This is a genomic window from Carboxylicivirga linearis (assembly GCF_018271995.1).
Classification (GTDB): Bacteria; Bacteroidota; Bacteroidia; order Bacteroidales; family Marinilabiliaceae; genus Carboxylicivirga; species Carboxylicivirga linearis.
Genome location: NZ_JAGUCO010000027.1, coordinates 18,989 through 33,397 on the forward strand (window position 1 = coordinate 18,989; position 14,409 = coordinate 33,397).

Here is a 14,409-nt window from a genome sequence, read left to right on the forward strand (position 1 = left end):
AATGGATCATACTCAAGTCATAAAATATTTATCAGGTAAAGCTACAGAAGAAGAAGTGAAGGAGATTTTTAAACAAATCGAAAACTCTTCCGAATTCAAATCTGAGTTTATAAAACTAAAGAAAGCCTATGCTCTTACATCCAAATCATCAGAGGATAGTCATAGCATATGGAATCAGGTAATATCACGCAGTATTCATCGTAGAAAAATTCAATCAATTAATGTTATTGCCCGTTATGCAGCTATCGTTATATTGTTTTTTGCATTGGGCATGTTCATTCAAAAACAATTGAAATGGGGAGGTATTGATGAGGCGGTTTATGTATCTAATGCCGTGATTGATGTCCCTTACGGGCAAATGTCCAATATCACTTTACCTGATGGAACGGTTGTTCAATTAAATTCGGGAAGCCACTTCTCATACACAGGTAACTTTACCCAGGGCGAGCGAACTGTTGAATTAACAGGCGAGGCTTTTTTCGATGTAGCTAAAGATGCAGAACATCCTTTTATAGTAAAGACCAAAGCGCTCGATTTTGTAGTGCATGGTACTTCTTTTAATATTCAGGCTTATGATGATGATGAAAAAATCAACACAACATTGGTAGAAGGAAGTTTGGGGGTTGTAGCTAAAAAGGGAGATGAGATCGTTCGTCTGAAACCAGGACAAAAAATTAGCTATAACGATGTTTCAAAGAAATATAGTGTGAAAGAGGTAGATGTTGATTTATACACATCGTGGCAAGATGGCATCATCATCTTTAGAAATGAAAAGCTGGAAGATATAGCAAAGAAATTGGAGCGATGGTACAATGTTGAGATTATTATTAAAGATCAAAAGCTGGCTAAAGAGTTGTACTTCGGATCGATCATGAAAAATAAACCTATTGATCAGATTTTGGAAGTGCTTAAAAGAACTTCCTCACTTCATTATCAAATCGAATACCGATCAGACAGACCTACTCTTATTTATTGGGAGTGAGTGCGTAGTTAACTAATTATTAATCTAAAATAGAAGTATTTCAAACAAAAGAAGCTAACAAAAAAAACAGGCCGTGAATAGTGTTAGTATCCTCGACCTGAACTGTAAAACGGATGTTACCAGCATCCGGTTCTACATCAAGAAATAACGCCTGCGCTAACAGGCAAGTATTAACTCGAACATTCAAAATTATGAAAAAAAAACCGGATTTGAGTCTGAATCATTCAGATCTCAAGCAAATTATGCGAATTATGAAGCTAACAGTCTTGTTCATATTCATCTTAAGTATGAATTTATACTCAAAATCTTTCGCACAAACAGGAAAGATATCCTTAAACATTAATTCTACGTTTGAGGAGGTTATTGAGCAAATTGAAGCAAAAACAGGTTACCATTTTGTATTAAAAGCCGATGCGGAAATATTAGACAGAATGGTAGCTGTTGACTATGAAGATCAGGATCTTGATCAGGTACTTGCCGATATATTTAAAGATACAGGATATACATACGAAGTAATTGATCAGTACATTGCCGTTACTAAAGTGAAGGATGTTCAGCAGCAGGCGCAGCCTGAAAAGGTTACCGTTACCGGAAAGGTTACTGATGCATCAGGAGCTCCATTACCAGGTGTAACAGTGGTTATACAAGGAACTACGGAGGGAACCATCACCGATTTTGATGGGAACTATTCTTTGGGTAATGTGGGTATAGCCGATGTGTTGGAGTTCTCGTTTATTGGTATGCAAAAACAAGTAATTGCTTTAAATGGAGCAACAGACATAAATGTTACTTTATTGGAAGAATCGGTTGGATTGGATGAGGTGGTAGCCATTGGTTATCAGGTTCAGCGTAAGGCCGATTTAACCGGAGCCATTGAGGTAGTTGAATTAGAATCGATAGAAAATGTTAGTTTAAGTTCAGGTAACCCCATGCAGGCTTTACAAGGTCGTGTTCCTGGATTATATATCGAAAAAAGTGGTTCTCCTAATGCCGCCAATAATCGTATCTTAATTAGGGGTGTAAATACTTTGGGTGACAACAATCCTCTATACATTATTGATGGAGTACCAACCAAACGTCCGGAAGTATTTCAAGGCTTAAGTGCCGGATCTATTGTATCGGTTCAGGTACTGAAAGATGCTTCAGCATCCTCTATTTACGGAGCACGGGCTTCAAACGGAGTAGTGATAGTTACAACTAAAAACGGATCAGACAAGAAAGGAGAGGTTAGTGTACAGTTTAACTCTAATCTATCAGTTCAAAGCGAGAAATCACAGCGTTTAAATATGCTTAATGCAGTAGACCGAGGACGTGCTTTGTGGCAGGCTTCAGTTAATGATGGTATTGATCCAGCCAGTGGATACGGGGAAATATACAACTTTGACTGGAATGGTGATTATAGTAATCCTGTATTAAATAGTGTTACTCCGCAGCCATATGTAGGAGGTGATACTAATGTTCCGGTGGGTGATACTGACTGGCAGGATGCAATCTATCAAACCGGTTTTGTGATTAATAATGATCTTACTATCTCAGGTGGTACAGAAAAATCATCGGTATTAATGAATGTGGGGTATATCAAAAACACCGGAATGTTAAAGTATACCGATTACGACCGTATCACAGCCAGAATTAACGGACAAACCAGTTTGTTGGATGATAAGGTTAAGTTTGGATTAAATGCTCAATTTGTATCTTCCAATGAAACATTGGCAGCAAATGATTTGGGTAATGCACCAACTCCCGGATTAGGTGTTACCATGGCACCAACCATACCTGTTTACACAGCAGATGGTGAATATGCCGGGCCACTGGGATCAGGATATTCAGATAGAAATAATCCGTTAATGATGCAATACATTAACCGCTGGGATAATACCAATCGTAAGTATTTGTTTGGAAGTGTATATGCTGAAATACAACCTGTAAAGAATTTGGTTTTTAGAACAACCTTAGGGCTTGATTATTCAATGGTGAAGGATAAGGATATTGAACCGGCTTTTACCAACGGTTTTATTGCCAGATCGGTTAATAACCTGAGTATTTACAATAGTGATTTTACCAGTGTAACATGGACAAATACCGCACATTATAGTCTGGATTGGGGAAAAAGTAAATTCGGATTTTTATTGGGTATTGAAGCAGTAAGCGACGATTTCCAGGATTTTATGGGTTATAAAGAAGGTTTTTCAACGCAAACAGAGGAGTTCTTTGTATTGAGCGCCGGTACCAACAACGGAAATAGCTTTGGTACAGCAACCGGAAGTCGTTTGTTCTCTCAATTTGGTAAGATAGATTTCAATTATGATGAGCGCTTTTTGGCTTCAGTTACTTTACGTCGCGATGGTTCGTCTCGTTTTGGAGCAGATAATAGATATGGATTTTTTCCTGCTGCCACTTTCGGATGGCGTTTGAGTGAAGAATCTTTTATTAAAGACATGGATATCTTTTCTAATTTAAAATTCAGAGCGGGTGTAGGACGCGTTGGTAACCAGGATGTAGGTGATTTTGCCAGTCTTGGATTATACGAACCTCGTTATGGAGCCGTGGCCAGCCAGGTGGATGGTGTCTCACATAATAATTTCTTCGATAATTATTGGAATGTAGGTTCAGCCTATGACTTAAACGGACAAAATACGGGTAATCTATCTTCTGGTTTTGTGTCAGTTCAAGCCGCCAATTCTGCATTAAGATGGGAAACTACAGATGAATTGAACCTTGGATTGGACTTTGGCTTTGCAAATGGTAAGTTGATTGGATCCTTTGATTGGTATACCCGAAAAACGACTGATATATTAATTCAACCACCAGTAGCTTCAGCATTAGGCGAAGGACAACTACAGTTCTTAAACGGAGCCACCAAAAAGAATACTGGTTGGGAATTTGCTTTGAGCTATCGTAAGCAGGTAAACGACGATTTTATGTATGAAGTAGCAGGAAGTGCCAGTCATTTTGCCGATAAGATTACCGATCTGCCCGAAGCGGTAAGAACAGCTTATCCGGGTAACTCAGAGCAAACAGTGGTTGGTCATTCAGAGCTTTCGATATTTGGTTATGTTGCCGATGGTATTTTTAAGAATGATGCTGAAGTGCAGGCGCATGCCGATCAGGTGGGTGCAGCACCAGGCCGTATCAGATGGGCCGATTTAAACAATGATGGTGTTATCAATTCTTCTGATCAGAAGTTTTTGGGAACCCTGCTTCCTAAATTGGAATACAGCCTTCGCATTGATTTGAACTACAAGAATTATGATGTTTCGATATTCGGATCTGGAGTAGCCGGAAAAACAGGATATGATCCTTACACCTTTTATAACGACTTTATTCGTGGTCGCGACAATGTTGGTCCTGGTGTGTTTAATGCATGGACGCCTCAAAATCCAAATTCTGATGTGCCTGCATTGACTTTATCAGATAGTAATAACGAAACACGTACTTCCAGTTATCTGAATGTGAATGCCTCGTACTTTAAGTTACGTAATGTTCAGGTTGGATACACATTACCAGCTGGAATCATGGAACGTTTGCACATGGAAAAACTTCGTTTCTATGCAATGGCCGAAAATTTATTCTGGATTAAGAGTAAGGAATTTCAGGGGCCGGATCCCGAACGTACAAATCTGGATTTAGTGCCAATTCCCCGAACTTTCTCAGTAGGCGTAAATGTTTCATTCTAATCAATCAAAACTAATTAAGTCATGAAAATGAAAAATATCAATATATACATCGTAGCACTGATTAGCATCTTAGCTCTTTCTTGTAGCGATTATCTCGAAACAGAACCTCAGGGTTTTATCACAGCCGGCAGTCCTACCATCGATGCCGCTGAAGGATTGGTTACCGCCGCTTATGCCGGTATTGGAAATGATGATATGATTGGTCCTATTGCAAGTATGTGGGTGTATGGAAGTGTTAGGTCTGATGATGCCTACAAAGGAGGAGGTGGTGTAGCCGATATGGAACCGTTCAACTTTTATGAGCAGTATAATCTGACTCAGCCATTTCAAAATTGGTTAGCCGGTTTGCCTTTTACTTGGGAGAATTACTATCGGGCTATTTCTCGTGCTAATTCAGCTTTAAAAACTCTTAATGAGTTGACTGATGAAGAATATGCCTTACGTAAGACACGAATGGCAGAGGCTCGATTCTTAAGAGGTCATTCCCATTTTATGTTGAAAGTGCTTTTTAAATACATTCCATATATCACAGAAGATCTTAGTAAAGAAGAAATATTAGCCACCAAAAACCGTGCTTATACAAACGATGAATTATGGAGTAAAATCGCCGAAGATTTTGAATTTGCCATGAATAATCTACCTGGAAAGCAACCTGAAGTTGGTAGGGCTAATAAATATGCTGCTGAAGCTTATTTGGCAAAACTAAGATTGTATCAGGCATATGAACAAGATGATAATAACCAGGTTATTAATATCAATAAAGAACGGTTGCAGGAGGTGGTTGATCTTTGTGAAGATGTAATCACTAAAGGAGGTTACAGTTTGCAACCTGATTTTGGTGAGAATTTTCTGGATGGTTATGATAATGGACCTGAATCTGTTTTTGCCATTCAGTTTTCAATTAGTGATGGAACTACTGTTGGTCGATTGAACTTTGAAAATGGATTAAACTATCCGCATGGAGCTCCTCAGTATGGTTGTTGTGGATTTCATCAACCTAGTCAGAATTTGGTAAATGCATTTGCAACCAGTACAACCGGACTGCCTAAATTTGACACTTTCAACGATGTGGAGTTGAGTGCTGCTGATATTACACCTGATGGCGTAACAGTTGATCCTCGTATAGATCATTCAGTAGGTTTAGACGGACATCCGTACAAATACAGAAACGAAGAGAATTATATCTTTAGTAACAGCTGGGTACGCGATCCTGGAGTTTATGGCTATTTTCAGAGTATGAAAGAGCAACAGGCTGCCGATTGTTCTTGTTATAAGAAAGAAGGTCCGTTTATGGGCGTATCTAAAAATATAGATGTAATCCGCTATGCCGATGTGCTTTTAATGCAAGCCGAAGCTTACATTGAGTTGGGGCAACCTGAGATGGCCCGTCCTCTTATTAATCAGGTACGAAAAAGAGCTGCTGAAAGTACCGGAAGAACTCGTTTTGCAGATGGTTCTGCTCCATCCAATTATTTAATCTCGGAATATGACGGAACTAATCTGGCATGGAATCAGGAAAATGCACGTATTGCTCTTCGTTGGGAACGTCGTTTGGAGTTTGCATTGGAAAGTCCTCGTTTCTTCGACTTAGTTCGTTGGGGTATAGCCGCTACTACTTTGAATGATTATTTAGAAAAGGAAAAAACAAGACACGATTTTTTGAATAATGCAAAGTTCACTGCTGGTAGAGATGAGTATTTTCCAATTCCGCAACGCGAAATCGACTTTACGGTGGATTCTTATACTCAAAATGTAGGATACTAATAAATAATATAATCATGGTGGAAGTATATTGCTTCTGCCATGATTAACCCAAAATATCTCAAACAAATTCAAGTTGAAATGAAAAATTCCATAGCAAATATAATACTGGTTTTGATTGTTTTTTTTGGGGGCTCTGGTTGTGGTAATAAAAATATCAGAACATCTATACACTTTAGTTTACAGGATTCGGCACTAACAAAACCGGTTGAAATAATTTGTGTTGATGATGTCTATCATCTGTATTATACCTATTCAATTGATGGAAAGAGCAAAAAATGGGGGCAGGTGGAAAGCAAAGATTTACAGCATTGGAATAATGTACCAATGAGGATAGAATCAGCAACTGAGAATAATATTAAGAGTATTTTGGTTGATTGGAGTTACCTGACAAAATACAGCAATGAAAAGCCTGGTTTAATCGCATTTTGTAGTAATGATGATAAATCGGGAGAATTAAGCCTCTTATTCAGTCATGATAATGGTTTAACATGGAACGAAGATTCAGATGTCTCCATATTACTCGATGGTTTATCAGATCCAATAATGGATTTGAAAGTGTTTTGGAACGATAATACTCAGAAATGGAATATGTTGGTGTTATCGGGATACCAGGTTCAATTCTATTCTTCAGATGATTTGAAAGAATGGGAATATGTAAGTCGATTTGGCGATGATGTGTATTTGAAATCAGGCGAATGGACAAGTGTTGATTTCTTTCCGATGGAAGTAGAAAAAACAGGAGTAATAAAGTGGATACTAACCATTAGTGCTGATAAAGGTTCGCCCAATGAAGGGAGTGGTGTACAGTATTTTGTTGGTGACTATGACGGTTTCTCTTATGTGTCATCTCATAATAAACCCAAGTGGATTGATCATGGAAGTGATATCTATCAAACCGTTGTTCTTTCAGATTATTATACTGTAAATAAACAGCCTGTTTTGATCGGAAGTATTTACAATTCAATCTATCAAAAATTTAATCTGCCTGATGATGCTCAAACAGAGTTTTCATTGGTTCGTAAACTAAGTTTAATTGAGAAGTTTAATGATTTATACCTTATTCAACAGCCAACTAATCTGGCTGAATCCAATTCAGCGAGTAATACTTTTATATCAGGTATAGAGTTGGCTGATCAGAAGCAAATTGAAGAAAAAGCTCAATTACCTATAAAGATTGATTTGAAATTTAATGTTGATAATCGTTTGTATCTGGGGATGGCAGAGGTTTTTGGTGTTAAAATATCGAATGATAATGGGCAGGAGCTAATTGTAGGCTATCAGGCAGAACGAAGGTATTTCTTTATTTCTGATCCATCCATTCAAAAGAATTACCCCGATACATGGGATGGTTTTAACTATGCTCCATATGTTACCAATGAGCCACAAGTTGATATGACCTTGATTATCGATCAAAAATCAGTTGAATTATTTGCCATGGAAGGATTGGTGGGGGTATCAAGAAAGTTTGTTTTTGAAGGAGATGTGGTTGATTTTCAGTTTTTTGGTAAGAATGGTTCCATCAGTTTACAGGAAGGAAAGATTACAGAGTTGAAGTGAAATTATAACAGCTAAACTAATAAAGATGAATTATAAATCCTATATAATATTTTTAATTCCCATGTTAATATGGGCTTGTTCTTCTGGTTCAGATAAACAGACGGAAAGCAAAGAGATAAGATATACAGAGCAATATCGACCGCAATACCATTTTTCGCCAGATTCAGCCTGGATGAACGATCCCAATGGAATGGTATACTACGATGGTGAATATCATCTGTTTTATCAATATTATCCTGATAGTACGGTTTGGGGGCCCATGCACTGGGGGCATGCAGTTAGCACCGATTTGGTCCACTGGCAGCATTTACCCATTGCCTTATATCCTGATAGCTTAGGTTATATTTTCTCAGGAAGTGCAGTGGTTGACTGGAAAAATACCAGTGGATTAGGTACCCAGGAGAATCCTCCATTGATTGCCATATATACCTACCACAATGCGCTAATTGCTGAAGCTGGTGGAGTGGATGTGGAGTCGCAGGCCATTGCTTATAGTATTGATAAAGGACGAAGCTGGATCAAATATGAAGGTAATCCTGTGATACCTAATGACGGGAATAGAGATTTTCGTGATCCCAATGTTTTTTGGAATGAAGACATTCAAAAATGGAATTTGGTGCTTTCGGCACACGATCATGTACAAATATATTCCTCTGATAATTTAAAAGAATGGAAATATGAAAGTGATTTTGGTGTTGATGCGGGCGGTCATGGAGGCGTTTGGGAATGTCCTGATTTATTTCCTTTGAAGGTAGATGATACAGATGAGGCTAAATGGGTATTAATTGTAAATATTAATCCGGGTGGACCCAATGGAGGCTCCGCAACCCAGTATTTTACGGGTGAATTTGATGGGCGTAAGTTTAATGCCGATACAAAAGAAACCAAGTGGTTAGATTGGGGACATGATAATTATGCTGGGGTAACCTGGGCTGATGTTCCTAAAGAAGATGGTCGCAGAATTTTTATGGGGTGGATGAGTAATTGGGATTATGCACAAGTGGTTCCGACTAAAAAATGGAGAAGTGCAATGACCTTGCCTCGTGTTCTTTCATTAGTGAAAAAGAAAGATGAATTTATGGTGCGATCTACACCAGTTGAAGAAATCAATAAAATCATCAATACTGAAACTGTTATTTCAAATCAAGTTAAAAGCATAAGCGATGAGGCTGTGCTAAATACAAACGGAATAAATCTGAATCAAAGTCATTTGGTGTTTGATTTTGAATTAGGTGATTCTATTCCTCACGAATTTGGAATTATTTTAGAAAACAACCTAAATGAGCAAATAAAATTTAGCTATGTTGATTCGACAAAACAGTTTCAATTTGATCGTACACAATCGGGTAATTTAAGTTTTTCCGAAAAGTTTGCACATATCTCAACAGCACCTTATCAAACAGGATCAACCTTGAATTTGGAGATCTTCATCGATGCAGCTTCGATGGAAATATTTGTTGATAATGGAGATTTGGTCATGACCGAAATATTCTTTTGTACTCAGCCATTCAGTAAATTAAAAATATTTTCTAATGGACAAGCTATTTCGATGACTCATTCTCAATTGGCTGAAATTAAATCAATTTGGTGATCTAAATCCAATATGAAAATCATGAAAACAACATTAAAAACGATACTATTCGCTATAGGAATTTTACTACTGCCATGTTCAGTGATAGTTGCACAAAATTCCAACGTCATAGAAATTCAAACTCAGTCAACCTCTCTGGTTTATGCGGTGGATAAAGATGGACGGCTGGTATTTCAACATTATGGAGCAAAGGTTGATGCAAACGATGACTTTATGCAGCAAAGGGCTTATCCTAAAATGGATACTGATAGAGATTTCTCTTACGAAGCCTATCCTGCCTTTGGACATGGAAATATTAATGAACCGGCTTTAACAGTCATTCATTCCGATGGTAGTTTAAATACCGAGTTGATTTATAATGGTGTAAATGTCGACAAATCGAACCCAAATGTCGAAGAAACAGTTATCCAATTAAAAGATCCGGTATATGACTTTACCGTTGAACTTCATACCAAAGCTTTTTACAAAGAAGATGTAATCAGTCAGTGGACGGTGATAAAAAATGATGAGGAAGGAGCTGTGAAGCTCACTAATTATGCTTCATCTTATTTGCCATTGAAAGCTCAAAGCTATTACTTAACACATTTTTATGGTGCCTGGGCTGGCGAAATGACTATGGTGGAAGAGAAGATTGAAAATGGCATTAAAGTTATCGATTGCAAGAAAGGAGTGAGAACAACACAAACTGAAAATGCTTCGTTTATTTTAAGTTTGAACCATCCATCTTTAGAAAATTCGGGAGAATGCTATGGGGGTGCATTAGCATGGTCGGGTAACTACCGTTTGGCTTTTCAGCTGGATGAGTGGAAAATGCTTAATATTGTAAGTGGTATCAATCCATTCCATTCGGACTGGACCTTAAAAACAGGGGAGCAATTTACTACGCCTGAAATGATTTACACCTATAGTAACGAAGGGCGTGGTCAGGTTTCACGTAATCTGCACGACTGGGGCCGCACATATGCTATGGTTGGCGGAAATAAAATACATGATATTGTGCTAAACAGTTGGGAAGGTGCGTATTTTACTTTTGATGAAAAAACACTAACCGGCATGATGGATGATGCTGCCGAAATGGGAATTGAGACTTTTGTGCTGGATGATGGCTGGTTTGGAAATAAATATCCTCGAAACAGCGACACTGCCGGTTTGGGCGATTGGCAAACCAATAAAAAGAAATTACCCCACGGGATTGATTACTTGATTAAATATGCGCACAAAAAAGGACTCAAATTTGGATTGTGGATTGAGCCTGAAATGGTGAATCCTAAAAGCGAATTGGCCGAAAATCATCCGGAGTGGATTGTGCAAAGTAATGGACGAGAGAAAATTACCTGGCGAAATCAGTTGCTATTGGATTTGTCAAATCCCAAAGTGCAGGATTTTGTTTACAATGTGTTTGATAGTTTATTAACTACTCACCCCGGTATTGAATATATAAAGTGGGATGCCAACCGACATGTGGAACAGGCCGGATCAACTTATTTACCTTCCTCGGAGCAGACTCATCTATGGAATGGCTATACGCAGGGTTTGTATGCTGTTTATGAACGCATTCGTGCCAAATATCCTGACTTTGTAATTCAGGATTGCGCTTCAGGTGGTGGACGACTGGATTATGGTGCATTAAAATATCATAACGAGTACTGGACATCAGATAATACCGATCCTTTATCGCGCATTTTTATTCAATACGGAACCACTTTAATTTATCCACCAGTGGGGGCAGCATCGCATGTGTCAACTAGTCCTAATCATCAAACCATGCGCGTTACTCCACTAAAATTTCGCTTTGATGTGGCCATGACCGGTCGCTTGGGAATGGAATTGCAGCCTAAAGATATTCAGGGAGAGGATCGAATATTTGCCGAAGATGCCATCAAAAACTATAAACAATTTATACGTCCGATAATAACCAACGGTGATTTGTACCGATTACAATCGCCTTATGATGAAGGAGGTTATGCATCTCAAATGTTTGTTTCAAAGGATAAAGAATCGGCTGTACTTTATGCTTTTAGTACCGATCAGCATACGCGTGGAGTTTATTCAACCATTAAACTAAACGGACTGGATACGAATAAAGAGTATCAGATTGTTGAAATCAATAAACAAGGCGATAGTCAATTTTTGGGTGATGGTCAAACGTTTTCTGCATCTTACCTGATGAATGTGGGTATAGAATTAACTCTTTCAGAACAGTTTGATAGTGCTGTATTTAAACTAAAAGCTGTTGGTGATAATAAATAGTAAATTTATGGAGACGAATAATAAAATACACGCAACTTATTTATATTGGATCACATTTGTAGCTATTAATGGGGGCTTGTTATTTGGATTAAATATGGCTGGTATATCAGGTGCTGTTGATATGCTAAAAAGTGAATTTTCTTTAACCGATGGCGGTTTGGGAACCGTTGCTGCCTTATTAACATTTGGTTGTTTAATCGGGGCCCTTTTTACTGGCAATTTCACCGAAAAATATGGACGAAAGAAAGTGATGCAGGCAACCGCATTACTGTATATAATTTCTGCCATGGGGTGTGCTTTAGCCGAATCATCTGTGATATTGATTGTGTTCAGAGTACTATCAGGTTTGGCTGTAGGAGCTACATCGGTAGTGGGGCCTATGTATATTTCTGAAATATCACCTGCACATAGTCGAGGAAGGTTAGTTTCAATGAATCAGTTTGCCATTACCATTGGAATTGTTTTAGCTTATATCTTCGATTATTTTCTTATTGATTTAGGAGATGACAGTTGGCGTTATATGCTAGCTGTACCAGCGATATTCAGTATTTTTTATTTCATTTTTATACTAATTTCTTTTCCGGAAAGCCCGCGATGGTTAATTGCAAAAGGGAGAAAAACTGAGGCCGAAGCTGTAATGTTAAAGATTGGAGGAGAGGAGTTGGTAAATAATGAAATGGAGCAAATAGAGAGAGTTATAAAGGAGGAAAAATTAAAAGAAAAGGTTAGGGTTTCAGAACTGTTTAAGGGGAAAACAGGTAAAATTGTTGCCATTGGAACAGCCATTGCTGCGCTACAACAAATAACAGGAATTAATGCAGTTATCATGTTTGCACCCGATATTTTCAAAGCGGCTGGATCGGCACAAGGAGATTCGATGATGCAGGCTATGATTGTTGGTTTGGTTAATTTTCTGATGACAATTGTTGCTCTTTGGCTGGTTGATAAAAGGGGTAGAAAGAGTTTATTGCTTTGGGGAGCAGTAGGTATGGTTGTTTCACTGGCATATCTAACCTTTGAATTTAGTAAACAGACTCAGTACGGAGCCGGAGTACTCATTGCCTTATTGGTTTATATCTCCTTTTTTGCAGCTTCGTTTGCTCCTGTTATGTGGGTAATTATATCAGAAATATACCCCAATAGAATTAAAGGTGTGGCCATGTCATTTTCAACAGCCGTAAGCTGGTTATGTACATTCCTGACAGTTTATTTCGCACCTGTTATACAAGGGCAATTGGGGCTAAGTTACCTGTTTGGTATCTTTGGTATATTCAGCGTTATAGCTTTTGTGTTTGTAAAATTCCGGATCCCTGAAACCAAAGGGAAATCGTTGGAACAAATTGAAAAAGAACTTGGATTGATTTAAAATTATGGCAAAGAAACCATTAGTAATAGGCATAGGTGAGTTATTATGGGATGTATTTCCCGATCATAAACAAATGGGAGGAGCTCCATGTAATTTTGCCTATCATGCTTCTAAGTTAGGATTGGATAGCATGGCAATCAGTGCAATAGGCAATGATGAATTAGGTGTTGAAATTATTAATAAAATGGATGCTGTTGATTTAAAATACGATATGCAACGTGTTGATAAAGATACGGGAACAGTAAAAGTTACTTTGGATGAGAAGGGAGTGCCACAATACGAAATTTGTCAACCTGTTGCCTGGGATTTTATACATATGAAACCCGAATATAATAAGTTGGCTAACTCAACAGATGCTGTTTGTTTTGGCTCTTTAGCTCAACGAGGAGACGTTTCTCGAACTACCATTAGAAGTTTTGTAAATCAGGTTTCTAATGACGCTTTAAAGGTCTTTGATATTAATCTGCGGCAGCATTTTTATTCAAAAGAGTTGTTAGAAGATTCGCTGATGATGTGTAATGTTCTTAAAATTAATGATGAGGAAATTAAGGTTGTTTCTGAGATGATGGGTTTACAAGGTGATGATGTAGAGAACTGTCAAACTCTTCTGAAAAATTATCATTTAAAAATGGTAGCGCTCACCTGTGGAACAGAAGGCAGTTACCTAATAACCCCGGCTGAAGTCAGTTTTATAGAAACACCTATGGTTGAGGTGGCAGATACGGTAGGAGCCGGTGATTCGTTTACGGCAGCCATGATTACAGGTTTTCTGTCAAAAAAATCATTAAAAGAAACGCATGAAATGGCCGTTAAGTTATCGGCTTTTGTTTGCACACAACATGGTGCCATGCCCGAGTATTCAAATATTTAAAGTTGTGTACTTATAAATAATTAGCAGACCAATAAAGAGACTGACTTACACAAGTTGGTCTTTTTGAGTTTATTCATATTACGACTATATGCCAAATTCAGGCATTTCCAGAATTTCTGAATGACTTTACAATGATGTTATTTTGGTCTGTTATTTCTCCTGAATGACGAAAATAGATATTTAAAAATTGGGAAATCTATTATTCCATTCCAAGTTTTTTGAAACCAACCTTGACTAAGACAATTTTCCTTCGATATCACATGCAGGTTTTGACAGTCTCAAAAACTGGATTATTAATAGGTCTATTTTTTTAACCTTAAAAGATTGGTGTTAAAGCTGGTTATTCAACAT

The 14,409-nt window shown here is 37.9% G+C and carries 8 protein-coding genes; all 8 read left to right on the forward strand.

Annotated elements, in window-relative coordinates:
* The first annotated feature begins 1 nt into the window (after position 1).
* The 8 genes from KEM10_RS20425 to KEM10_RS20460 all read left to right on the forward strand — a co-directional run bounded on the left by KEM10_RS20425 (position 2) and on the right by KEM10_RS20460 (position 14,058).
* On the forward strand, positions 2–982 hold the full coding sequence (locus tag KEM10_RS20425) for a FecR family protein (RefSeq protein ID WP_212218958.1): 981 nt from the start codon (positions 2–4) through the stop codon (positions 980–982).
* A gap of 287 nt (positions 983–1,269) precedes the next feature.
* A complete protein-coding gene (locus KEM10_RS20430; protein ID WP_212218961.1) occupies positions 1,270–4,659 on the forward strand; it encodes a SusC/RagA family TonB-linked outer membrane protein in 3,390 nt (1,129 codons plus the stop codon).
* A 21-nt stretch (positions 4,660–4,680) separates the two neighbouring features.
* Complete coding sequence (locus KEM10_RS20435; protein ID WP_212218963.1) at positions 4,681–6,423, forward strand: RagB/SusD family nutrient uptake outer membrane protein; 1,743 nt, start codon at positions 4,681–4,683, stop codon at positions 6,421–6,423.
* A gap of 78 nt (positions 6,424–6,501) precedes the next feature.
* Entirely contained in the window at positions 6,502–7,980 is a 1,479-nt protein-coding gene (locus tag KEM10_RS20440; protein ID WP_212218966.1) for a glycoside hydrolase family 32 protein, read from the forward strand.
* 25 nt (positions 7,981–8,005) lie between these two features.
* On the forward strand, positions 8,006–9,571 hold the full coding sequence (locus KEM10_RS20445; protein WP_212218969.1) for a glycoside hydrolase family 32 protein: 1,566 nt from the start codon (positions 8,006–8,008) through the stop codon (positions 9,569–9,571).
* A gap of 21 nt (positions 9,572–9,592) precedes the next feature.
* Positions 9,593–11,821 (forward strand): alpha-galactosidase, encoded by a 2,229-nt coding sequence (locus KEM10_RS20450; RefSeq protein ID WP_212218971.1) that lies wholly within the window; start codon positions 9,593–9,595, stop codon positions 11,819–11,821.
* 7 nt (positions 11,822–11,828) lie between these two features.
* Complete coding sequence (locus KEM10_RS20455) at positions 11,829–13,187, forward strand: sugar porter family MFS transporter (protein ID WP_212218974.1); 1,359 nt, start codon at positions 11,829–11,831, stop codon at positions 13,185–13,187.
* A 4-nt stretch (positions 13,188–13,191) separates the two neighbouring features.
* Positions 13,192–14,058: a carbohydrate kinase family protein gene (locus KEM10_RS20460; protein ID WP_212218977.1), complete on the forward strand. Its 867-nt coding sequence runs from the start codon at positions 13,192–13,194 to the stop codon at positions 14,056–14,058.
* Positions 14,059–14,409: the final 351 nt, after the last annotated feature.